We start from the raw sequence: 22,518 nt of genomic DNA on the forward strand, positions 1-22,518 counted from the left end.
GCGGCGGGGTTGTTTTTAAACCTTGTTGTCATTTCCCCCGCCCCCCTCCGGGTGTTAGGTGTCGGCCCCCCTTGGGGTTCGGTCCGGGTCAGCGGGCGAAGAGGAGGGCGCGTTTGACCTCCTGGATGGCCTTGGTGACCTCGATGCCTCGGGGGCAGGCGTCGGTGCAGTTGAAGGTGGTGCGGCAGCGCCAGACGCCCTCGACGTCGTTGAGGATGTCCAGGCGTTCGCGGGCGGCCTCGTCGCGGCTGTCGAAGATGAAGCGGTGCGCGTTGACGATCGCGGCCGGGCCGAAGTAGCTGCCGTCGTTCCAATACACCGGGCACGAGGTGGTGCAGCAGGCGCACAGGATGCACTTGGTGGTGTCGTCGAACCGGGCGCGGTCGGCCTGGCTCTGGATGCGCTCGCGGGTGGGCTCGTTGCCGTGGGTGATCAGGTACGGCTTCACCGCGCGGAACGCGTCGAAGAACGGCTCCATGTTCACCACGAGGTCCTTCTCCACGGGCAGGCCGCGGATGGGCTCGACGGTGACGGTGAGGGTCTTGCCGCCCTTGGGCAGCATGTCGCGCATCAGCACCTTGCACGCCAGCCGGTTGACGCCGTTGATGCGCATGGCGTCCGAACCGCAGACACCGTGCGCGCACGAGCGCCGGAAGGTGAGCGTGCCGTCCAGGTAGGACTTGATGTAGATGAGCACGTTCAGGAAGCGGTCGGTCGGCAGCACCGGCACCTGGAACGAATCCCAGTGCGCGCCTTTGTCGTCCTCCGGGTTGAACCGCGCCACCTTGACGGTGATCATGGTCGACCCGTCGGGCACGGGGGCGGGCTTCTGCGGAGCCTCGGCTACAGCAGTCATCAGTACTTACGCTCCATCGGCTCGTAGCGGGTCTGCACGACCGGCTTGAAATCCAGGCGGATGTCGGCGATCAGCTTCGCGTGCTGGCCCGGCTCCACGTCCTTGTACGCCATGGTGTGGCGCATGAAGTTGGTGTCGTCGCGGTCCGGGTAGTCCTCGCGGGCGTGGCCGCCGCGCGACTCCTTGCGGTTGAGCGCGCCCACCACGGTGACCTCGGCCAGCTCCAGCAGGAAGCCCAGCTCCACGGCCTCGAGCAGGTCGCTGTTGAAGCGGCGGCCCTTGTCCTGCACGGAGATGTGCTCGTAGCGCTCCTTGAGCGCGTGGATGTCGGTGAGCGCCGTCTTGAGCGTCTCCTCGGTGCGGAACACCGCCGCGTTGGCGTCCATCGTCGCCTGCAGGTCGGTGCGGATATCGGCGACGCGCTCGTTGCCGTGCTCCGACAGCAGGTTCGCCAGCCAGCCCTGCACGTATTCGGCGGGGTTCTCCGGCATCTCGACGAACTCGGCGCGCTGGGCGTACTCGGCGGCGGCGATACCGGAGCGGCGGCCGAACACGTTGATGTCCAGCAGCGAGTTGGTGCCCAGGCGGTTCGAGCCGTGCACCGACACGCACGCGCATTCGCCCGCGGCGTACAGGCCGGGGACCACGTCGGTGTTGTTGCGCAGCACCTCGCCGCGAATGCGGGTCGGGATGCCGCCCATCACGTAATGGCAGGTCGGCATGACCGGCACCGGCTCCTTCACCGGGTCCACGCCCAGGTAGGTGCGGGAGAACTCGGTGATGTCGGGCAGCTTCTCCTCGAGCACGTCCTCGCCGAGGTGGGTCACGTCGATGAAGACGTAGTCCTTGTTGGGACCGCCGCCGCGGCCCTCGAGGACCTCCTTGACCATCGAGCGGGCCACGATGTCGCGCGGCGCCAGGTCCTTGATGGTCGGGGCGTAGCGCTCCATGAACCGCTCGCCGTCGACGTTGCGCAGGATGCCGCCCTCGCCGCGGACCGCCTCGGAGATCAGGATGCCGAGTCCGGCCAGGCCCGTCGGGTGGAACTGGTGGAACTCCATGTCCTCCAGGGGAAGTCCCTTGCGGAACACGATCGCCATGCCGTCGCCGGTCAGCGTGTGCGCGTTGGAGGTGGTCTTGTACATGCGGCCGGAACCGCCGGTGGCGAAGATGATCGCCTTGGCGTGGAAGACGTGCAGTTCGCCGGTGGCCAGCTCGTAGGCGACGACGCCGGTGGCGACCGGGCCGCGCTCGGTCTCGGTCATCACCAGGTCCAGCACGTAGAACTCGTTGAAGAACTCCACGTCGTGCTTGACGCAGTTCTGGTACAGCGTCTGCAGGATCATGTGGCCGGTGCGGTCGGCAGCGTAGCACGCGCGGCGGACCGGGGCCTTGCCGTGGTCGCGGGTGTGGCCGCCGAAGCGGCGCTGGTCGATCTTGCCTTCCGGGGTCCGGTTGAACGGCAGGCCCATCTTCTCCAGGTCGAGCACGGCGTCGATGGCCTCCTTGGCCATGATCTCCGCGGCGTCCTGGTCGACCAGGTAGTCACCACCCTTGACGGTGTCGAAGGTGTGCCACTCCCAGTTGTCCTCTTCGACGTTGGCCAGCGCGGCGCACATGCCGCCCTGCGCCGCGCCGGTGTGACTGCGGGTCGGGTACAGCTTGGTCAGCACGGCCGTGCGGGCCCGGGGACCGGCCTCGATCGCCGCGCGCATCCCCGCACCACCGGCGCCGACGATCACGACGTCGTACCGGTGCTCCTGAATCGGTCGGGATTCACTCATTGTTGGCGACCTGTTCCTAACTGATGTTGGGGTCGAAGGTGAAGATGACGTAGCTGCCCACGCCCATGATCAGGATCATCGACACGACCAGCAGGACCTTGAGCCAGAACCGGGTGGAGTCCTTGCGGGCGTAGTCGTCGATGACCGTGCGCAGGCCGTTGCCCCCGTGCAGCTGGGCCAGCCACAGCATGGTCAGGTCCCAGAACTGCCAGAACGGGCTCGCCCAGCGACCGGCCACGAAGGCGAAGTTCAGCCGCTGCACGCCGCCGTCGATCATCAGCATGATGAACATATGGCCGAGCACCAGCACCACCAGCAGCAGGCCGGAGAAGCGCATGAACAGCCAGGCGTACTTCTCGAAGTTGTTGCCCATGGTGCGCCGCGGCGCGTTCGGCGCGGCGAGGCTGGCCGGGATGTCGTGGGACTTGCCGAGTACAGGCGCGGTCATATCAGTGCTCCGTCAGCAGGTAGAAGAACTGGCGGCCGACGCCGGCGCCCGCGACCAGGATCCAGATGGCCAGCACGATCCACAGCATCTGGCGCTGGTAGCGCGGGCCCTTGGACCAGAAGTCGACCAGGATCACGCGGATGCCGTTGAGCGCGTGGAACAGCACGCACACCACCAGGCCCATTTCCATGAGGGCCACGAGCGGGTTCTTGTAGGTCTCGATCGCCTGGTCGTAGGTGTCCGGGCTGACTCGCACCAGCGCGGTGTCGAGTACGTGGACGAACAGGAAGAAGAAGATCGTGACGCCGGTGATCCGGTGCAGCGCCCAGGACCACATGCCCGGGTCGCCGCGGTACAGCGTCTTCCGCTTCGGCTGTGCCGGAGCTTCCAGTGTGGCGGTCATAGAGTGCGGTGCCTCCAACGTCGTTGATGGACCCGGTCGCGGTTTCGGCGCACGGGCTATCGAGCCATTGGGTTTGGAAAACACCAGCTCGTACCCGTAGCCGACACCCCGGAGGCGGTGGCCGGCCCGCCGCCGGGAACCTGAACCGATCTGTCTGGAACTCTAATCCCCGGCGATTCGCGGAACTAATTCGGCGTGGCGTGCGTTGCGTCGCATTCGAATCAGTTAGGTTTGCCTTGCCTGATGAATTGACGGGCTCGCGGTGGCTTTCCTACGGTCGTGTTCGACTCGTTCGAGCGGAGGTCCGATATGCCGGAAATAGATTGGAATGCGTTGCGCGGCAATGCATTCCGAGTCATGCAAAATGCGTATGCACCCTACTCGCGGTTTCCGGTCGGCGCGGCCGCTCTCACCCGTGACGGCCGAATTGTGAGCGGCTGCAATGTGGAAAATATCTCATACGGTTTGGGCCTCTGTGCCGAATGTGTACTCGTGGGTAACTTCTGCGCGACCGGCGGGGGCCGGTTGCTGGCGGTTGCCGTGTGCGACTCGCGCGGGGCGATTCTGATGCCGTGCGGCCGATGTCGGCAGGTGCTCTATGAGCACGGAGGTGCGGAAATGCTGGTGGATCATCGAGACGGGCCGGTGGCGCTGGCGAGTTTGCTGCCCTATGCCTTCGGGCCCGACGATTTGGCCGCCGGACAACAGGAGATGTGAATTTCGGCACGCCCGTGAGGTTTTGGCCCCAGCAAGGGGTTATGGCTCGTGCTCACCGCCGGGTGCGGCGTCCTCCGGCGGCCGGGGTGAGACGGTGCAACATCGCCCGAAGGGATGCAGCGCCTCGGCCTCGAGCAGGGCGTCGACCTCGCCCGCGCTCGCGGGAGCGATCTCGCCGATCGCACACCCGGTGACGCCGAGCCTCCGCATGATCAATTCGATGCCGCGGCCCAATCGATTGGCGTGGTCGATCATCCGCTCGCGCTCGATACGGCCGCGCACCCCGGCGCGGGTGAGCGTGTACACGGCCTCGCGGTAGCTGTAATCGATATCGGTCAACCACGTCTCGGCGTCGGTGACCCGGCGCTCCAGATTCGAGTAGGTCATGGGTGGCCGATCACGAGTCGGCCTCGTAGGAGGCGTCGATCTCCTCCTCGAACGCCGCGTCGATCTCCTGCTCGGTAGGTGGTACGACGACCGGGAGGTCGATCGGGGGTATGCCCATGTGCACCATCATTCGGGCCATTCCCCCTCCGAGGGCGTTCATCCCGTCGGAGAGCCTGCCATTGGCGAGTTTCAAGCCCCGGACATCACGGCTCAGGGTGAGGATCGAGGAGCCGAAGCCTTCTTCGATATCCATGGCTCGGCCCTCGAGCTCGGTCATGCGGTGGTCCAGATCCGTGTGGTTCACGCGTCCCCCTCGATCGCTCCGACAGTGACGGCGACGCTACCGGAGCGCATCGGCAGCTACCGCGTGTCGGCGGCGACGTGGCCGGGAATCGGTGTTCCCGCACCCCTTACCCGATCACGCACGCCTTGCGGGCCGCGCGGTCGCCCGCCATCTGAGAGGCTGAACCCATGGCGAGTGTGCATTCGGCGGTATCGGTGATCACCACGAAACGAGACGGTGGCGAGCTCGGTGACGATCAGATCGACTGGGTGGTGGACGCTTTCACCCGGGGCGAGGTGGCCGACGAGCAGATGTCGGCGCTGGCGATGGCGATCCTGCTGCGCGGGATGACGCGGCGGGAGATCGCGCGGTGGACGCGGGCGATGATCGAATCGGGCAGGCGGATGGACTTCACCGACCTGCCGCGGCCGACCGTCGACAAGCACTCGACCGGCGGGGTCGGGGACAAGATCACGCTGCCGCTGGCGCCGCTGGTGGCCGCCTGCGGTGCCGCCGTCCCGCAACTGTCGGGGCGTGGATTGGGCCACACCGGTGGCACTTTGGACAAACTGGAATCGATTCCCGGCTGGCAGGCCGATATTTCGGTGCCACGGATGCGGGAAGTGTTGTCCGACCCCAAGATCGGTGCCGTCGTCTGCGCGGCGGGTGCGGATCTCGCTCCGGCCGACAAGCGGCTCTACGCGCTGCGCGACGTGACCGGTACCGTGGAATCGATTCCGCTGATCGCCAGCTCGATCATGAGCAAGAAGATCGCGGAGGGCACCGCGGCGCTGGTGCTCGATGTCAAGGTGGGTGGCGGCGCCTTCATGAAGGATCTCGACTCGGCCCGCGAATTGGCCACGGCCATGGTCGAATTGGGCACCGATGCGGGTGTGCGCACCGTCGCGCTGCTGACCGCGATGGACACCCCGCTCGGCCGCACCGCCGGAAATGCCTTGGAGGTGGCCGAATCCGTCGAGGTGCTGGCCGGTGGCGGGCCGCGCGATGTGGTCGAGCTGACGCTCGCGCTGGCCCGGGAAATGCTGGCGCAGGCCGGGATTCGCGATGTCGACCCCGCCGACGCGCTGGCCGACGGCCGCGCGATGGACCATTGGCGAGCCATGATCGCCGGGCAGGGCGGCGACCCCGATGCGCCGCTGCCGCGCGCGCAACACACCGAGACCGTGACCGCCGACCGATCCGGCACCCTGACCCGCCTCGACGCCATGTCCGTGGGCCTGGCCGCCTGGCGCCTCGGCGCGGGCCGCGCCCGCCAGGGCGACCCGGTCCAATTCGGCGCCGGTATCGAAATGCACGCCAAGCCAGGCGATTCCGTCACCGCGGGCCACCCCCTGCTCACCCTCCACACCGACACCCCCGACGCCATCCCCGCCGCCCTGGAAGCCCTCCACAACGGGTACACCATCGCCCCCGCCCCCACCACCCCCCACCCCACCCTCCTCGACCGCATAGCCCCCTGACTTCCCGCACCCCCTGCATGTTCCCGCACCCCCTGCAGGCCCCTGTAGCCGGTGCGGGAACGGGTAAGGGGTGCGGGAATTGTTGCCGGGGCGACACGCGGGCGACGTTCCGGCTACGACATGCCAGCGAGAGGATGGACACACGGGGAGTCGGCTGCGGAACCGGGCGGTTACGGATAGCGTCGGTACATGACTGGACCGATGCCATTGACCCTTGCCTCGATCCGCCAGGCCCCGAAGGCCGTGCTGCACGACCACCTCGACGGTGGGCTGCGCCCGGCGACCGTGCTCGAACTGGCCGCCGAGTGCGGCTACGAGCAGCTCCCGGCACATGATGCCGAAACCTTGGGCCAGTGGTTCCGCGACGCCGCCGACAGCGGATCGCTCGAGCGCTATCTGGAAACCTTCGAACACACCGTGGCGGTGATGCAGACCCCGGAGGGGCTGCGGCGGGTGGCGCGCGAATGCGCCCAGGATCTGGCCGCCGACGGCGTGGTGTACGCCGAGGTGCGCTTCGCCCCCGAACAGCACCTCGAGCGCGGGCTGTCGCTGGACGAGGTGGTCGAGCACGCCCTCGCCGGCTTCGCCGAGGGGTCCGAGCTGGCCGCCGCCGACGGCACCCCGATCCGGATGGTCTGCCTGCTCACCGCCATGCGCCACGCCGCCCGCTCGCTCGAGATCGCCGAGCTGGCGGTGCGCTTCCGCGACCGCGGCGTCGGGGGCTTCGATATCGCCGGTGCCGAGGCCGGATACCCGCCCAGCCGCCACCTCGACGCCTTCGAGTACATGCGCGCCAACTGCGCCCACGTGACCATCCACGCCGGTGAGGCGTTCGGGCTGCCGTCCATCCACGAGGCGGTGGCGTTCTGCGGCTGCGACCGCCTCGGCCACGGCGTGCGGATCACCGACGACATCTTCGATTCCGAGACCGAACCGCGGCTCGGGCTGGTCGCAAACTATGTGCGGGACATGCGAATTCCGCTCGAGCTGTGCCCGTCGTCGAATGTGCAGACCGGTGCGGTGCCCTCGCTGGACAAGCATCCGTTCGACCTGCTGGCCCGGCTGCGCTTCCGCGTCACCGTCAACACCGACAACCGGCTGATGAGCGACACCGACATGAGCCGCGAGATGCTCAAGCTGGTGGAGACCTTCGACTACGGCTGGAGCGACCTGGAACGCTTCACCATCAACGCGATGAAGTCGGCGTTCATCCCGTTCCCGGAGCGCCTGCGGATCATCGACGAGGTGATCAAGCCGGGTTACGCGGTACTGCTGGGCTAGCCCTTCTCCAGCCGGTTCTCGAAGGCCTGCTCCAGGGCCCGCCACTGCTCGGCCTCGGCCGTGAAGGGCGGGCTCGGAGCCATCCGGCTCGGATCGGGCTCGAGCAGGTAGGACACGTACCAGCCCAGCGGGGTCGACTTGGCCAGCGCCTGCTCCACCGAGTCGTCGCCGACGTAATCGGCTGCGTCGGTGAACAATTCGACCGCGAGGTCGAGCTGCTCGATATCGACGGACTTGGGGCCCTCGCCGAGATCGTCGGCCAGGCCCGGCAGCACGTACACGTTCTCGTCGCTGACCTCGACCTCCAGCGACCCGTCGGTCGCCGCGGTCTGCACCTCGCCGTAGGTACTCACCCGGGCCAGGTCGTGTTCGTGATCGTCGGCCAGGTAGCGCGCCAGGGCGCGCTCGGAGGTGAACACCGTGATGCTGCCCTCGCTGCCGAGGAACACCGGCTCGTCGTCGAGGTAGCAGCGCAGCGTGTAGAACGTGTCGGCCGAGGTGACGATCTTGACCGGGTCGATGCCGACCTCGTGCCAGAAGGTCGGTTCCTCGTCGTCCTCGTCGTCGTCCTCGTCGAGGTCGACCTGCTCGATATCGTCGTCGTCGGTGTCGGCGGCATCCTCCGCGTCGACGATATTCTCCTCGGCCGCAAGTAATTCCGCCTCGGCGACGGCCACCGCGTCGGCGTCGACATCGGGCGACTGCACCGCGGAATCTATGGCGTCGACCACCGCGTCCCAGTCCTTGGCGATGGCCGAGCCGATCTGGTCCCACAGCTCCTCGCCCTCGCGGCCGACGAAGGCGCTCAGCCCGGCGGGCAGCGCGCCCAGCACGGGATGGGAGCCGAAGAACTTCGTCACGACCTCGAGCTCGCACACCTCGCCCAGGGTGCGGACCATGTCGAGGGTCTCCTCGAGCTCGCCGAGGGTCTCCGGATCCGGCTCACCCGCCGCCAGCTCGGGCACGCCGACCAGATCGAAGACGTACTGCTCCTCCGGCTCCAGCTCGGCGGCCGACAGTCCGGCCACGACCTTCCACGACGGATGGTCCACCAGATCGTTGTCGTCGTTGGTGCGGATGAACGCGGCGAGCTCGGCCACGGACCCGAAGCCGTACAGCGCGTCCTCGTGCCCGAGGAATGCCTCCCACTCGTCGTCACCGTCTCGCCAGCGCGGTGCCCACAATGTAACGAGGTCGCCGTCGGTCAGGCCGAGCTCGATCGGGACGATGTCTCCAGAAGCCATGACCGAAGCCTATCGAGCCAGCGCCCGCGGCACTATTCGGCCCGCCCCCCAACGGTTCCCGATTCGGCGGTTCCCGACTCCGGCGGCACGAACGCGGAGTTCAACTTGCCGACCACCTCCGACCGCTGGGAACCGGCGTCCTGCGCGGCCTGCTGGCACGCCCAGATGATCAGCTGGCTGACCTCGGCGGGCGGGCGGGAGGTGACCGTCTCGGCCAGTTCCAGCCCGACCAGGGCGCCGCTCGAATCGACCTCGACGGTGACCGAGCCGTCCTCGGCGGTGTACCGGCCGCGCACCTGCTGCAGGCCGTAGAGCGCGGCCTCCAGCGCCTCCAGCTTGTCGGTCGCCTTCGCGACCAGCGCGTCCATCTCTGCACTCATGGTGTGCCCTTCCTAGACCGGCCGCATCCAGCTCGTGGGACCCGTATCCGCATCGTCCATGCGGTCCAGTTCGTCGACCGCCTGGGCGCGGGTGGGCAGGCCGAGCTTGTCCAGGATCTCCTCCGGCATGCCCGACTCGGCCAGCAGCTCGCGCCGGCGGGCCTTGGCGACGATCGCCGACCGCTTGGTCAGGCGCAGGATCTCCGCCGCCAACGCCTTTGCGCCGTAGCGGTATTCGCTGCGCTCGAACTTGATCTCCACCGGCATGCCCTGGTCGGTGGCCCGCACGCTGATGGTGCCGGACCGGTTGGTGCTGGCGGCCACCGTGACGTTGGGGATCTGCTGCTGCGGCGCGCTCATGAGGTGGGCCTGTAGAAGCCGTGGAATCCCATTCCGCTGTTCTCCGTTCGAATCGGGCCGGTCTGTACGGGATCACCGGCCTCGACGAGCTGTCCGTTACCGATGACCATGGCCACGTGGCCGTCCCAGATGGCCAGGTCGCCGGGCATGAGTTCGCCGGGGCTCACCGGGGTGGCGCCGGCGCTCTGGTCGGCGGCCAGCCGGGGGATGTCGACCCCCGCCTCGCCGTAGGCCCACTTGGTGAGGCCGCTGCAGTCCAGGCCGGAGCCCGGGGTGTTGCCGCCCCACACGTAGGGCGTGCCGGTCGCGCTCAGCGCCGAGGTCACCGCCTTGGCCGCCTTCTCGTTGGGCGCCTCGACCTGGCTGCCGTCGGGCAGCGTGATCATGACGCCGCCGTGCCTGCCGGGCTTGGTCTCTCCGGCCTGCGCGTTCGGTGTGGTGGCGCCGCCGCTGCTCGGGCGCGAGGACGAGGTGGACATGGAAGCCGGACTGACCAGGCTGCTCATCATCGAGCCGCCGGTGGATGCCACGCCGCCGAGCAGCGACCCGGCCTGCTGCACGCCGCTGGCGATCGGGGCGGCCGAGGCCGCGGCCGTGGTGGTGCTCGCGGCCGAGGGCGTGGGCGGGGCCGGGGTCAGCTCCGTCATCGACGCGGTGTGCGTGTCGAGTTCGGAACGGGTGCGGCTCACCACGTTCAGGGCCTGGCCGAGATGGTCGATGGCCGAGCTGACCACGGTCGCGAGCCCCGGCGGGGTGGTGACGGCCGGGCCCAGCACGGTCACCGACTGCACGAACGACTGCAGGATCGCGTCCAGCTCCTTCTGCCCGGTCTGGACCGAGGCCGCCGCCTGATTGACCACGTCGGCCATGTTGAGCCCGCGGTCGGAGATCGAGGCCGCCGACGTCTGCACCTTCAGCGCCTTGTCCATCGCGGCGTCGCCGCCCTGGCCCTGCCAGGCGCTGGTGACCTGGTTGATACCGGCGCTGCCCGCCTGATGAATTCCGTCCAGGGTGGTGGACGTCCGGCGCAGGGCGTCGGAGGGGCCGCCGGTGGGGACCACGCCGTGGCCGAAGCTGCTGAGCAGGTCGATGATCGGCTGCGCCAGGGCATCGAGGTTGATCACGCCCGTCACGCCCGGCCTCCCTCGGTGGAGCGCAGGGCGGCGGCATTGCCGAGGTCGGACTCGGAGGTGGCGACGGCCGCGCCGGTCGCCGCGACGCCCATGCTGCCCAGCACCGCCGACAGTTCGCTGATACCCGCCACGTGCCCCGCGTGCGCCGCCGCGTACGCGGCGACGAAATCGCCGCCGACCAGGCCGAAGATCGGGCCCAACAGCAGTGGGTCGGCGCCGGCCGCGCTGGCCGCGGCGGCGGCCATCTCAGCGGACAGGCCCCCGGCTGTCGCACCGTAGGCGGCGACGCCCTCGGTGTCGACCGAGACTTTGTGCATCAACATCCCCCATCGTGCTGGTCTGGTGGCAGATTACGTCATTCGAGTACTTCGACGCAGGCGCCACGGGCACGGTTCCACCCCCGGACGAGAATTCCCTCGCAGGTTCGGGCCGTGACCCGTACAGACCTTATCGTTCCCTCATGCACACGCACATCGTGGATCACCCGCTGGCCGACACGCTGCTGACGACCATGCGCGACGCGCGCACGCCGAACCCCGCGTTCCGTGCCGCGTTGCGCGACCTCACGGGGTTTCTGATCTACGAGGCACTGCGCGAGGCGCCGGTGACGAGGTTCGAGGTCGCCACCCCGGTCGCGACCGCCGACGGGGCACGCCTCGCGCAGCCGCCGCTGCTGGTGCCGGTGCTGCGGGCCGGGCTGGGCATGGTGGATGCGGCCAGCGCGCTCATTCCCGAATCGCGGGTCGGGTTCGTCGGTATCGCCCGCAACGAGGACACCCACCAGCCGGTGCCGTACATGGAATCGCTCCCGGAGGACCTGTCCGGGCTGCCGGTATTCGTGCTGGACCCGATGCTGGCCACCGGCGGATCGATGCGCCACACCCTGGAGCTGCTGGCCGCCCGCAACGCCACCGACATCACGGCTGTGTGCGTCGTGGCGGCACCGGAAGGCGTTGCCGCGCTGGAGAACTCCGGCCTGCCGGTGCGCCTGGTGACGGCTGCCGTGGATGCGGGCCTGAACGAGGACGCCTACATCGTGCCGGGCCTGGGCGACGCGGGGGACCGGCAGTTCGGCCCGCGCTGAGCGTGGGTATCGTTGCCCGTCAGAGTGATTCGCAGTACTTGCGGAGGTCGGACAGGCGGTCCGCGGCCGATAGTTTCGCGGTGGCGAGCGCGGCCCGTGTCGGCACCGGTTCCACGACCTCCAGATAGCACTTGAGCTTGGGTTCGGTGCCGGAGGGGCGGATCACGAGCCGTTGTGATTCGCCCTCGAAGACCAGTGCGTCCGTGCGCATCTGCCCGCGCACCTGGAGCATGTCGGTGCAGGTGACCGGGGCTCCCGCGATGGCGTCGGGTGGGGTATCACGCAGCCGCGCAACGACTTCGGCGGCCGCGGCCTGATCGGCCAGGCGCAGCGACACCTGATCGCCCGCGTGCAGGCCGAATTCGAGGGCGTAGTCGTCGAGGACATCGAGCGGGCCGCGCCCGGCGGCGCGCAGCCGGGCCACCAGATCGGCGGCCGCCACCGCCGCGGAGATCCCGTCCTTGTCGCGTACGGTCGCCGGATCGACGCAGTGGCCGATCGCCTCCTCGTAGGCGTAGACGAGACCCTCGCCCGCCCGCGACAGCCATTTGAAGCCCGTCAGCGTCTCGGCGTAGCGGGCGCCGCGGGCCGGGGCCAGCTTGCCCAGCAGTCGCGACGACACGATCGTGGTGGCCGCCAGCGCATCCTTCGGCGCGGTCCGCAGCACGTAGTCGGCGAGCAGCACCCCGGTCTGATCGCCGCGCAGCAGCGCCCATCCGTCCGGGCCGGGCACGCCGATCGCGCAGCGGTCCGCATCGGGGTCCAGCGCGATCGCGAGGTCCGCATCGACCTTCTCGGCCAGGGCCAGCAGCAGATCCGCCGCGCCCGGCTCCTCCGGATTCGGGAAGGCCACGGTCGGGAAGTCCGGATCGGGCGCGAACTGCTCGACCACCGCGTGCACATCGGTGAACCCCGCGGCATGCAATGCGGTGACGGCGAGTTCGCCACCCACCCCGTGCATCGGCGTCAACGCGATACGAAGATCACCGCGCTCCACCGGATTTCGAGGTGCCCCGACTCTGTCCGAGCCGCCGAGTACGTGGGGGAGGGAGGCGACGCGGGCCAGGTAGCGCTGGACGATCTCCTCGCCCATATCGGTGGCCGAGGCGCCGACCGACAGCGACAGCCTGGCGGGATCGGGCGCGGTGGGCTTGGGGTCGGCACGCGGAATCGGTTCGCGCACAGCTTCTATGCAGCGTTCGATCTCGGCGTCGGCGGGCGGGATCAGCTGCGAGCCGCCGTCCAGGTACACCTTGTACCCGTTGTCGGTGGCGGGATTGTGCGATGCCGTGATCTGCACCCCCGCCACGGCTCCCAGCTCGCGGACCGCGAACGCGACGATCGGCGTGGGCAACGGGCGGGGCAGCGCCAGCACCGAGAAACCCGCCGCGGCAAGGACTTCCGCGGTGATGGCGGCGAATTCCGCGGAGCCGTGCCGGGCGTCGCGCCCGACGACCACCAGGCCGCCGCCCAGGCAGCGCCCGCGCAGCCACTCCGCCAGCCCGGTGGTCGCCCGCGCGACCGTGTCCCCGTTCATTCCGTCGGGCCCGTCCCGCAGCGGTCCGCGCAGACCGGCCGTTCCGAATCGCAACATCAGCGGTACCGTCCTTCCGGCATAGTCGGCGGAGTCCGTGCGGCAGCGGCCGTTGGCGCAGGCCGGTGGATTTCGGTCCGGCGCAAGCGGTTCCGCGCGATCGTCCGGCCCGGCATGGGCTACAGCCGTTCCAGCACGCCGCGCAGGAGCTTGCCCAGACGCGGCGCGGCGGCGTGGCCCTCGGCCAGGACCTCGGCGTGCGACAGCGGCGCGCCCGTGACACCGGCGGCGAGGTTGGTGACCAGCGAGATGCCCAGGAGCCGCGCCCCGGCGGCGCGGCAGGCGATCGCCTCCAGCACGGTGGACATGCCCACCAGGTCGGCGCCCAGCGTGCCGAGCATGCGGATCTCGGCCGGGGTTTCGTACTGCGGACCGGTCAGGCCCGCGTACACGCCCTCGGCGAGGCTCGGGTCGACCTCCCGGGCCAGCTTGCGCAGCTCCGGATCCCACGCGTCGACGAGGTCGACGAATGTGGCGCCGGACAGCGGCGTGCGGCCGGTGAGATTGAGGTGGTCGGCGATCAGCACCGGCTCGCCGACCCGCAGGCCGGGACGGATGCCCCCGGCCGCATTCGTCAGCAGCACGGTCTCCACCCCGGCCGCGACGGCCGCGCGCACGCCGTGCACCACCTGCGCGGGCTCGTAGCCCTCGTACAGGTGCTGGCGGCCCATCATGAGCAGCACCGGCGAATCGTTCACCAGCACCGAGTGCACAGTCCCCTGATGGCCCTGCGCGGTCGGCGCGCCGAATCCGGGCAGCTCACCCATCGCCACCGACGCCGTCGGATCGCCGATCTCCGCGGCCGCCTCCTGCCAGCCCGACCCCAGCACCACCGCGACCCGGTGACGCGCGACTCCCGTACGTTCGGCGATTGCCTCGGCGGCCTGATCGGCAAGCATGTCGGCCACGATAGTCGCGCTCGTAGCGGACCGCCGATCGTGGTGCCGCGGGCGCTCGGCCGTCCTTCTCGATCCGCTACCCACGCAGTCGACTCGACTCGGGCGACAGCTTCCGCAATGCCCGGCCTGCCGGATTCGGCCGTGGCGCGATCAGGCCCGGGTGGCGTCCGGCGACGCGAGTCGGTGCTGCAAGGCAGGATGAGGCCGTGCGTGAACTCGTCGTGTTGGGGACGGCCAGCCAGGTGCCTACCCGTCAGCGCAATCACAACGGCTACCTGCTGCGGTGGGACGGTGCCGGGCTGCTGTTCGATCCGGGCGAGGGCACCCAGCGTCAGATGCTCTACGCCGGTGTGTCGGCGGCGAGCATCACGGGCATCTGCATCACCCATTTCCACGGCGACCACTGCCTGGGCCTGCCCGGGGTGCTCGGCAGGCTGAACCTGGACCGGATCGAGCACGCGGTCGACGTCTGCTTCCCCGCGGAGGACAGCGACTATTTCGAACGGCTGAGCCAGATCGTGCCGCGGTATCCGGATCCGGGCCTGCGGGCGCATCCGGTCGCCGCGGACGGCCCGATCCCGCTGCCGCGGGTCCCGTTCGTGCTGGAGGCGGTGGCGCTGTCGCATCGGGTGGCGACCTTCGGCTACCGGCTCGTCGAACCCGACGGGCGCCGCATCCTGCCGGAACGGTTGGCCGCCTTCGATATCGCGGGCCCGGACGTCGGCCGCCTGCAGCGCGAGGGTGTCCTGCGGCTGGCCGACGGGCGCAGCGTCACCCTCGACGAGGTCTCGACGGTGCGGCGCGGCCAGCGCTTCGCCTTCGCCATGGACACCCGAATGTGTTCGGGCGTCGAGGAATTGGCGCAGGACGCCGACATGCTGGTCATCGAGTCCACCTTTCTCGACGCCGATGCCGCGCTCGCGCACGAGTTCGGCCACCTGACCGCCGCCGAGGCCGCGCGGGTGGCCGAGGCGGGTGGCGTGCGGACGCTGGTGCTCACCCACTTCTCGCAGCGCTACGCCGATCTCGAGGGGCATCGGGCCGAGGCGAGCAAGTTCTTCCACGGCGAGCTGGTGGTGGCCGAGGACCTCATGCGCGTGCCGATGCCAGCGCGGCGGTAACCCCAACTCGCCGGTAACTTATGCTCGGCGTATGCCGTACTTGGAACGCGACGGGGACGTCTTCGTCCTCTATCTGGGCAACGAGGGCCAGACCGACAACGAGAACCGCTTCCACCCCGATTTCATCGACGCTTTTCACGGGCTGCTGGACGAGGTCGAGGCGAGCGAGGGCCCGGCCGCCCTGGTCACCGTGGCCACCGGCAAGTTCTACAGCAACGGCCTCGACACCGACTGGCTGTTCGGTAACTACGACCGGGTGCACTGGTATCTCGACCGCGTGCACTCGATGTTCAGCCGCCTGCTGGCCTTCCCGATGCCGACCGTCGCCGCGATCAACGGGCACGCCTTCGGCGCCGGGGCGATGCTCGCCACCTCGCACGACTTCCGGGTGATGCGCGGCGATCGCGGCTACTGGTGCCTGCCCGAGGTGCACCTGGGCATGCCGTTCACCGTCGCGATGAACGCCCTGGTCACCGAGCGGCTGGCCAATCAGGTGGCACTGGAGGCGATGACGACCGGCCGCCGCTACGCCGCCGCCGACGCGATCGCCGCGGGCATCGTCGACGAGCAGGCCGAGGCGGACAAGGTGCTGGCCGCGGCCGTGACCCGCGCCGCCGCGCTCACCGGCAACCGCAAGCCGAACCTGCCGGTGATCAAGCGGGCGCTGCACGGGCGGGCGCTGGCCGGACTGAGCACCCCGACGACTCCGGAGAACCTGGCCTTCGGCGCCTGACGAGCGCATCGCGGTCATTCGCCGCCGGATAACCCGATGGGCGAGCGCGCGCCCACAGTGCAACACTGTGTGCCATGCCACGCAGCTCCGGGTTTCCCACACCTGACCGCGGCTCGGACCGAACAGTCGGATCGGTCTGTCGCGATGCGCTGGTTTCCGCCGCCGACGCGGCCATCGGTGCCGCCGCCGAGCAGTTGATCGCGCTGTCGCACGATATCCACGCCGAACCCGAACTGGCCTTCGCCGAGACCCGAAGCGTCGCGAAAACCCTTGTTCCGCTGCGGGAACGAGGGTTCGCGATCGAGGCGCCGGTGGCCGGGCTGGACACCGCCTTCACCGCCACGTACGGCAGCGGGGAACTGGTGGTGGGAATCTGCGCGGAGTACGACGCGTTACCCGAGATCGGACACGCCTGTGGGCACAACATCATCGCCGCGTCGTCGGTGGGTGCGGCCCTGGGCCTGGCCGAGGTGGCCGATGCGTGCGGAATCACCGTGAAGGTGTTCGGCACCCCGGCCGAGGAGAGCGGCGGCGGCAAGGTACTGATGCTCGAGCGCGGTGTATTCGACGGCGCGGCGATGGTGATGATGGTCCATCCCGGGCCGTACGACATCGTCGGCGCCCGGTCGCTGGCGCTGGCCGACGTCTCGATCGCGTTCCACGGCCGCGAGGCACACGCCAGCGCCGCGCCCGAGCAGGGGCGAAACGCCGGTGACGCGGTGACCGTCGCGCAGGTAGCCCTGGGATTGCTGCGCCAGCATCTGAGCCCCGGGCAGCAACTGCACGGTATAGTCAAGGCGGGCGGCGTTGCCCCCAACATAGTGCCCGGACATGCGGAACTGCTGTACTACCTACGGGCAGTCGACTCCGCATCCCTCGACGATCTGATGCGACGCGCATCGGCCTGCTTCGAGGCGGGAGCACTGGCGACCGGATGCACCCACGAAATCCGGACGCTTGCGCCCACATATACCGAGCTCACTCCCGATCCCGCACTACTGTGTGCCTATCGCGAGCAGATCGTCGGCATGGGGCGCGTGCCGCTCGCGCCGGAGCTCGAGGCAGCGCGGCCGCTGGGCAGCACCGACATGGGCAACGTCACGAACGTCATCCCGGGCATCCATCCGGTTATCGGGATCGATGCCGGCGGGGCGGTGACACATCAGCCGGAATTCGCCGCGGCATGCGTCACGCCGTCGGCGGATCTCGCGGTGACCGACGGTGCTACGGCGCTGGCGCGTACCGCGATACACCTTGCGGGCGATCAATTTCACAGGGACAGGTTGTTGGAGCGCAGCATTCAGCGACAGGAGGACATTCGGTGAGTACAACCGGCGGGTTCGATACCGCGCCGAGTACGGCGCGGGGGGCGGATCCGGTAGTGGCGGCGGAGTTCGGAGACGTGGCATCGACCAACGGTGCCCCGTCCACGAACGGCGCCGCCTCGGCGGAGAGCACGGCGACCGCGCGCAAGGCGGTCGATGCCTGGCTGAGCGAGCACGCGGAGGATCTGATCGGGTGGCGGCGGCACATCCACGCCAATCCCGAGCTGTCCCGCACCGAGTTCGCCACGACCGAGTTCGTCGAGACCTGGCTGGTCAAGGCCGGGCTCGAGCCGCGGAAGCTGCCCACCGGCACCGGCCTCATCTGCGATATCGGTCCCGACGGGCCGCGCATCGGCCTGCGCGCCGATATGGACGCGCTGCCGCTGCAGGAGTACACCGGTCTCCCGTTCGCCTCCACCGCGCCGGGGGTCTCGCACGCCTGCGGGCACGACGCGCACACCGCGATCCTGCTCGGCACGGCGATGGCGTTGGCCGAGGTGCCCGAGCTGCCCGTCGGCGTGCGGCTGGTGTTCCAGCACGCCGAGGAGGTCATGCCCGGCGGCGCCATCGATATGGTCGCGGCCGGGGCGATGGAGGACGTGTCGCGGATGTTCGCGCTGCACTGCGATCCGCGGCTGGAGGTGGGCCGGGTCGGGGTCCGGGTCGGAGCCATCACCTCCGCCGCCGACACCGTCGAACTGGTGCTGGATTCGCCCGGCGGCCACACCTCGCGCCCGCACCTGACCAGCGATCTGGTGTATGCGATCGGCACCGTGATCACCGGTCTGCCCGGGATTCTGAGCCGCCGCATCGATCCGCGCACGAGCACCGTCATGGTGTGGGGCGCGGTGTCGGCGGGCAAGGCGCCCAACGCGATTCCGCAGACCGGCATGCTGACCGGCACCGTCCGCACCGGCGACCACGCCACCTGGTCGCTGCTGGAGCCGATGGTGCGCGAGATCGTCGAGGGGCTGCTGGCGCCGACCGGCGTGCGCTACCAGCTGAACTACAAGCGCGGCGTGCCGCCCGTGGTCAACGACGAGCACGCCACCCGCATGTTCGAGGACGCCATCCGCGCCCTGGGCCCCGACGCCCTGGCCGACACCCCCCAGTCCGGCGGCGGCGAGGACTTCTCCTGGTACCTCGAGGAGGTGCCCGGCGCCATGGCCCGCCTGGGCGTCTGGCCCGGCCACGGCCCCCAACTCGACCTGCACCAGCCGACGTTCGACATCGACGAGCGAGCTCTCGGAGTAGGCGTGCGCGCGCTGACGAACCTGGTCCTGCAGGCCCACTGAGCGGCGCCAATTCCCGGCGCCGCCACCACTCCCGACATGCCGGAAAGGCAGGTGGGGCGCCGGGAACGGGTCAGAGGCCGAAGGTGCCCGGGCCTACGTTCTTGCTGTTGCGGGTGCGTAGGGCGTGGACGTACTCGGCTGGGGCCCCGGCCTTTTCGGCGGCGTCGGCGATCACCCCGATGTAGCGGGCGGAGGGCAGGCCACCCTCGTAGGCGTCCAGCACATACAGCCAGGCCAGGACGGGCTCGGTTCCGGTGCCCGTATTCGGCGTGACCCGCAGGCGGATCTTCTTGTGGATGCCGAAATCCGAGCCCTCCCAGCGGTCCAGGCTTGCCTCGTCGTCGGCGGAGACGTCGTAGAGCACGACGAACACACGCGAGCCCGGCTCCTCGACCACCGTCGCGAGCGGTCCCTCCCAGCCGATGTCGTCGCCGGCGAAGGTCAGGCGCCACCCCTCCAACCAACCGGTTCCGTACACCGGGGAGTGCGGACAGCGCTTGAGCATCTGCTCGGGATCCATGTTGGACCCGTAGGCGGCGTATATCGGCACCTAGAAAGGGTAGCTGAGTTATCGGTATCCGCTTCGCTCCGGCGGGGTTTTCGGCGCCCGGGAGTCTCGAAAACCCTCCCGGGTGTGGGTCCGGCAACGGGGCGGTCTCACCGGTGATGCGGTCGAACGTATCGGGACCTGGACCGATAACGTTATTGCGTATCGGAGATCCCGGTAGGACAGCTCGGTAGCGGAGGTAACACACATGTCCCGCATTGCAATCATCGGGGGCGGCCCCGCCGGCTACGAGGCGGCGTTGGTGGCAGCCCAGCACGGCGCGACGGTCACGGTGATCGATAGCGACGGCATCGGTGGTGCGTGCGTGCTGTGGGACTGTGTGCCGTCCAAGACCTTCATCGCCTCCACGGGGGTGCGCACCGACCTGCGCCGCGCCCGCGATCTGGGCATCACGGTGCATGTCGCGCAGGCGCAGGTGCGGCTGTCGGAGGTCAACTCCCGGGTGAAGACGCTGGCGCAGGCGCAGTCCTCCGATATCCGATCCAAGCTGCAGGCGGCGGGGGTGACCATTCTCAACGGCCGCGGCGAGCTGATCGATCAGATCGCCGGACTGGCCACCCACCTGGTACGCGCCACCCTGGCCGACGGCGCCGAGCGGGTGATCGAGGCCGACGTGGTGCTGATCGCGACCGGCGCCAGCCCGCGGGTGCTGCCCGGCGCGGAGCCCGACGGCGAGCGAATCCTGAACTGGCGTCAGCTCTACGACCTGAAGGAACTGCCGGAAACCCTGGTGGTGATCGGATCCGGCGTCACCGGTGCGGAATTCGTCTCCGCGTACACCGAGATGGGCGTGAAGGTGAAGGTGCTGTCCAGCCGCGACCGCATCATGCCCAGCGAGGACGCCGACGCCGCGCTGGTTCTCGAGGACGCCCTGGCCGAGCGCGGCGTGGAACTGTTCAAGCAGGCGCGCGCCGACGCCGTCGAGCGCACCGCCGACGGGATCGTGGTGAAGCTGGCCGACGGGCGCACGGTCACGGGCTCGCACGCGCTGATGACGGTCGGCTCCACCCCGAACACCCAGAACCTCGGCCTCGAGCGCATCGGCATCGAACTGGACAAGGGCGGCTACCTGCGCGTGGACCGGGTGTCGCGGACCTCGGTGCCGGGCATCTACGCCGCCGGCGACTGCACCGGCCTGCTGCCGCTGGCCTCGGTGGCCGCCATGCAGGGCCGCATCGCGATGTATCACGCGCTGGGGGAGGGCGTGCAGCCGATTCGGCTCAAGACCGTCGCCTCGGCGGTGTTCACCCGGCCCGAGATCGCCACCGTGGGAGTCAGCCAGACCGCTATCGATAACGGCGAGACGCCCGCCCGCACGGTGATGCTGCCGCTGAACACCAACCCCCGGGCGAAGATGTCGGGCCTGCGCCGCGGCTTCGTCAAGATCTTCTGCCGCCCCGCCACCGGCGTGGTGATCGGCGGTGTGGTGGTGGCCCCCATCGCCTCCGAGCTGATCCTGCCCATCGCGATGGCCGTGCAGAACAATCTGACGGTCAACGATCTGGCACAGACGTTCTCGGTGTACCCGTCGCTGTCGGGGTCGATCACCGAGGCCGCGCGGCAGCTGATGCGCCACGACGACCTGGGCTGATCCGGGCGTGAATTCTGGGGGATTCCCCTGTCTGTGAAGGCTTTTCCATTCCTGTTGCCTGAGATCTGTTCGTGTGGTTCACTTCCCGCAGAGATGTGAGTGTTGGGCGGTTGGTTGGTTTCGCGCGCGGGGGGAACGACCTTTCCCGAGCCGGGAAATCCGCGAACGGCCCCCGGGGTCGTGACGGAGCGGACCGGACATCTGATGAGGGAGAGCTGGAGATCGGCCGACAGCAACAGGTCACGGCCGGGCTCGGGAAAGGGATCGCGTGACAGTCAAACATCGTAAGCCGGGGCGCATGCTGGCTACGACCTCGTTGCCGCTGGCCACCGCGGCCGCCGTGGCCACCATCCTCTCGGCCTCAGCGCCCGCCACCGCCGCCCCGGCAGAGCCGGCGGTACCGACCACCCCCGCACAGCCGGGCACCAACGAGGTCCAGGCACCGGAGGGCGAGCAGCCGAACGAGGCCCCCCAGGGGCAGGGCCCGAGCCAGCCGGGGGTGACCACGCCCTCGCAGCCGGGTGTGACCACCCCGCAGCCGGGCGTCACCACGCCGCCGGATCCGAACGCTCCCAAGCCTGATCCGAACAATCCGCCACAGGCCGCGCCGCGGCAGCCGGGCATCACCACGCCGCGCGTGGCTCCGCTCCCGGTGCCGGGCCAGGGCGACCAGCCGCAGCCTGCGGTGGTTCCGCAGCCCGGCCCGAACGAGGGCCGGACCGACCAGCTCAAGCCCGAACAGCCGCGCCCGCAGCCCCAGCCGCAGGTCACTCCGCGACCGTCGCAGCCGGGACAGGGCGACCAGGGCAACACCGACACCCTGACCGACAACGGACCCGCTGAGGAGCAGGTGCAGCCGCGGTGGGCTCCGCCGAGTCTGCAGTCGGCCCCGGCCGCGCCGATCGTCACGATGGAGGGCCCGCACACCGAGGTCGGCGCCAATATCGACGGCGGTGGCCTGGTGCCGGGTTACGTGGCCAATACCCACCACTTCAGCAACCTGCACGGTTATGTCGGAACCGTGGGCTACTCCACGCCGACCGGCACCGGCGATGGTGGTGTATCGCTCGAGTACATCGAGGCCAACAAGATCAAGGTCACGACCTACACCCACACCACGGGTATCGATGACCTGAAGTCGGCCACCGGCTTCCACGACATCACCAACGAAACCTACGTCGACACGACCGCGGCCAACGCCGCCAAGGCGGCCGTCGAGGGCTGGATCCGGATGCAGCCGGGTGGCCCAGCGGCACTCGAAGCCGCCGCTCAGGTTGGTAAGCTGCCGGAGGGCGAGTTGGCTCCGCAGACCGTGGGTGTCGCTGGTGTCACGACGCAGTGGAGTGGGTCGGTCCAGAACTGACACAGGCTGAATCGGCACGTGGGGCGGTGGTTGGCGCACCCCCCCCCACCACCGAACCCCCGCCCCCCCGGGCTACTGCCCAGGTCACCCACGACCGGTACTCCGGCCCCAGGGGCTACCAGCTCGGGGACGCACTACCGATACCCGGCCCCGAGGGCGCTTACAGCCCCGGGGCGGGTCAGCGGTCG

Annotated in this window: 24 protein-coding genes; 10 read left to right on the top strand and 14 right to left on the bottom strand. The window is 69.4% G+C overall.

Annotated elements, in window-relative coordinates; genetic code table 11:
- Positions 1-88: 88 nt before the first annotated feature.
- From QH290_RS30005 to sdhC, 4 genes are read right to left on the bottom strand one after another with little or no spacing between them, the layout of a single operon-like run.
- Positions 89-856, bottom strand: a complete 768-nt coding sequence (locus QH290_RS30005; protein ID WP_280262917.1) for a succinate dehydrogenase iron-sulfur subunit — start codon at positions 854-856, stop codon at positions 89-91.
- Positions 856-2,622 carry a succinate dehydrogenase flavoprotein subunit gene (gene sdhA, locus QH290_RS30010; protein WP_280262929.1) on the bottom strand — a complete coding sequence of 589 codons (1,767 nt, stop codon included), beginning with the start codon at positions 2,620-2,622 and terminating at the stop codon, positions 856-858. The genes QH290_RS30005 and sdhA overlap by 1 nt, the downstream gene beginning before the upstream one ends.
- A 34-nt stretch (positions 2,623-2,656) precedes the next feature.
- Positions 2,657-3,088, bottom strand: a complete 432-nt coding sequence (locus QH290_RS30015; protein WP_280262916.1) for a succinate dehydrogenase hydrophobic membrane anchor subunit — start codon at positions 3,086-3,088, stop codon at positions 2,657-2,659.
- A gap of 1 nt (position 3,089) precedes the next feature.
- The gene (gene sdhC / locus QH290_RS30020; protein ID WP_280262914.1) at positions 3,090-3,491 is read right to left on the bottom strand and encodes a succinate dehydrogenase, cytochrome b556 subunit; all 402 of its coding nucleotides are present in this window, start codon (positions 3,489-3,491) and stop codon (positions 3,090-3,092) included.
- Between the two features lie 309 nt (positions 3,492-3,800).
- On the opposite strand from sdhC, the gene QH290_RS30025 reads away from it, so the two are divergent.
- Positions 3,801-4,208, top strand: a complete 408-nt coding sequence (locus QH290_RS30025) for a cytidine deaminase (RefSeq protein ID WP_280386561.1) — start codon at positions 3,801-3,803, stop codon at positions 4,206-4,208.
- A gap of 39 nt (positions 4,209-4,247) precedes the next feature.
- Here the strand turns inward: QH290_RS30025 and QH290_RS30030 are convergent, their stop codons facing one another.
- Positions 4,248-4,595 carry a hypothetical protein gene (locus QH290_RS30030; RefSeq protein WP_280386553.1) on the bottom strand — a complete coding sequence of 116 codons (348 nt, stop codon included), beginning with the start codon at positions 4,593-4,595 and terminating at the stop codon, positions 4,248-4,250.
- A gap of 10 nt (positions 4,596-4,605) precedes the next feature.
- On the bottom strand, positions 4,606-4,899 hold the full coding sequence (locus QH290_RS30035; RefSeq protein ID WP_280386555.1) for a hypothetical protein: 294 nt from the start codon (positions 4,897-4,899) through the stop codon (positions 4,606-4,608).
- 176 nt (positions 4,900-5,075) lie between these two features.
- On the opposite strand from QH290_RS30035, the gene QH290_RS30040 reads away from it, so the two are divergent.
- Positions 5,076-6,359 carry a thymidine phosphorylase gene (locus tag QH290_RS30040; RefSeq protein WP_280386563.1) on the top strand — a complete coding sequence of 428 codons (1,284 nt, stop codon included), beginning with the start codon at positions 5,076-5,078 and terminating at the stop codon, positions 6,357-6,359.
- 189 nt (positions 6,360-6,548) lie between these two features.
- Positions 6,549-7,640: an adenosine deaminase gene (locus QH290_RS30045; RefSeq protein ID WP_280386557.1), complete on the top strand. Its 1,092-nt coding sequence runs from the start codon at positions 6,549-6,551 to the stop codon at positions 7,638-7,640.
- Here the strand turns inward: QH290_RS30045 and QH290_RS30050 are convergent.
- Genes QH290_RS30050 through QH290_RS30070 form a run of 5 tightly spaced genes read right to left on the bottom strand, consistent with a single transcriptional unit; the run spans position 7,637 to position 11,074 of the window.
- Positions 7,637-8,884, bottom strand: coding sequence for a primosomal protein (locus QH290_RS30050; RefSeq protein WP_280262905.1), 1,248 nt, complete (start codon positions 8,882-8,884; stop codon positions 7,637-7,639). The two genes, QH290_RS30045 and QH290_RS30050, sit on opposite strands and share 4 nt — an antisense overlap.
- A gap of 32 nt (positions 8,885-8,916) precedes the next feature.
- Entirely contained in the window at positions 8,917-9,264 is a 348-nt protein-coding gene (locus QH290_RS30055) for a YbaB/EbfC family nucleoid-associated protein (RefSeq protein ID WP_280262903.1), read from the bottom strand.
- Between the two features lie 12 nt (positions 9,265-9,276).
- Positions 9,277-9,624 carry a hypothetical protein gene (locus QH290_RS30060; RefSeq protein ID WP_280262901.1) on the bottom strand — a complete coding sequence of 116 codons (348 nt, stop codon included), beginning with the start codon at positions 9,622-9,624 and terminating at the stop codon, positions 9,277-9,279.
- Complete coding sequence (locus tag QH290_RS30065) at positions 9,621-10,748, bottom strand: NlpC/P60 family protein (protein WP_280262925.1); 1,128 nt, start codon at positions 10,746-10,748, stop codon at positions 9,621-9,623. Before QH290_RS30065 ends, QH290_RS30060 begins: the two co-directional genes overlap by 4 nt.
- A gap of 5 nt (positions 10,749-10,753) precedes the next feature.
- Complete coding sequence (locus QH290_RS30070) at positions 10,754-11,074, bottom strand: hypothetical protein (protein ID WP_280262899.1); 321 nt, start codon at positions 11,072-11,074, stop codon at positions 10,754-10,756.
- A gap of 143 nt (positions 11,075-11,217) precedes the next feature.
- On the opposite strand from QH290_RS30070, the gene upp reads away from it, so the two are divergent.
- Positions 11,218-11,841, top strand: a complete 624-nt coding sequence (upp, locus tag QH290_RS30075) for a uracil phosphoribosyltransferase (RefSeq protein WP_280262897.1) — start codon at positions 11,218-11,220, stop codon at positions 11,839-11,841.
- A gap of 19 nt (positions 11,842-11,860) precedes the next feature.
- Here the strand turns inward: upp and QH290_RS30080 are convergent, their stop codons facing one another.
- Together QH290_RS30080 and QH290_RS30085 are read right to left on the bottom strand one after the other, a co-directional pair.
- On the bottom strand, positions 11,861-13,435 hold the full coding sequence (locus QH290_RS30080; RefSeq protein ID WP_280386559.1) for a phospho-sugar mutase: 1,575 nt from the start codon (positions 13,433-13,435) through the stop codon (positions 11,861-11,863).
- A 119-nt stretch (positions 13,436-13,554) separates the two neighbouring features.
- Positions 13,555-14,334 (bottom strand): purine-nucleoside phosphorylase, encoded by a 780-nt coding sequence (locus QH290_RS30085; protein WP_280262892.1) that lies wholly within the window; start codon positions 14,332-14,334, stop codon positions 13,555-13,557.
- A 206-nt stretch (positions 14,335-14,540) separates the two neighbouring features.
- On the opposite strand from QH290_RS30085, the gene QH290_RS30090 reads away from it, so the two are divergent.
- The 4 genes from QH290_RS30090 to QH290_RS30105 all read left to right on the top strand — a co-directional run bounded on the left by QH290_RS30090 (position 14,541) and on the right by QH290_RS30105 (position 18,808).
- Positions 14,541-15,455: a ribonuclease Z gene (locus tag QH290_RS30090; RefSeq protein WP_280262890.1), complete on the top strand. Its 915-nt coding sequence runs from the start codon at positions 14,541-14,543 to the stop codon at positions 15,453-15,455.
- A gap of 31 nt (positions 15,456-15,486) precedes the next feature.
- Positions 15,487-16,188 (top strand): enoyl-CoA hydratase-related protein, encoded by a 702-nt coding sequence (locus QH290_RS30095; protein WP_280262888.1) that lies wholly within the window; start codon positions 15,487-15,489, stop codon positions 16,186-16,188.
- Positions 16,189-16,337: 149 nt separating this feature from the next.
- Positions 16,338-17,513, top strand: a complete 1,176-nt coding sequence (locus tag QH290_RS30100) for a M20 family metallopeptidase (RefSeq protein WP_280386565.1) — start codon at positions 16,338-16,340, stop codon at positions 17,511-17,513.
- A 164-nt stretch (positions 17,514-17,677) separates the two neighbouring features.
- Positions 17,678-18,808, top strand: coding sequence for a M20 family metallopeptidase (locus QH290_RS30105; RefSeq protein WP_280386566.1), 1,131 nt, complete (start codon positions 17,678-17,680; stop codon positions 18,806-18,808).
- A gap of 70 nt (positions 18,809-18,878) precedes the next feature.
- Here QH290_RS30105 and QH290_RS30110 read toward each other — a convergent pair whose 3' ends face one another.
- Positions 18,879-19,358: a gamma-glutamylcyclotransferase family protein gene (locus tag QH290_RS30110; RefSeq protein WP_280262886.1), complete on the bottom strand. Its 480-nt coding sequence runs from the start codon at positions 19,356-19,358 to the stop codon at positions 18,879-18,881.
- A gap of 205 nt (positions 19,359-19,563) precedes the next feature.
- Between QH290_RS30110 and QH290_RS30115 the strand changes: the two genes are divergently transcribed.
- Both QH290_RS30115 and QH290_RS30120 read left to right on the top strand, forming a co-directional pair.
- Positions 19,564-20,967 (top strand): NAD(P)H-quinone dehydrogenase, encoded by a 1,404-nt coding sequence (locus QH290_RS30115; RefSeq protein WP_280262884.1) that lies wholly within the window; start codon positions 19,564-19,566, stop codon positions 20,965-20,967.
- A gap of 298 nt (positions 20,968-21,265) precedes the next feature.
- Positions 21,266-22,330 carry a hypothetical protein gene (locus QH290_RS30120; RefSeq protein ID WP_280262882.1) on the top strand — a complete coding sequence of 355 codons (1,065 nt, stop codon included), beginning with the start codon at positions 21,266-21,268 and terminating at the stop codon, positions 22,328-22,330.
- Positions 22,331-22,518: the final 188 nt, after the last annotated feature.

Source organism: Nocardia wallacei, from assembly GCF_029869545.1.
GTDB lineage: Bacteria > Actinomycetota > Actinomycetes > Mycobacteriales > Mycobacteriaceae > Nocardia > Nocardia wallacei_A.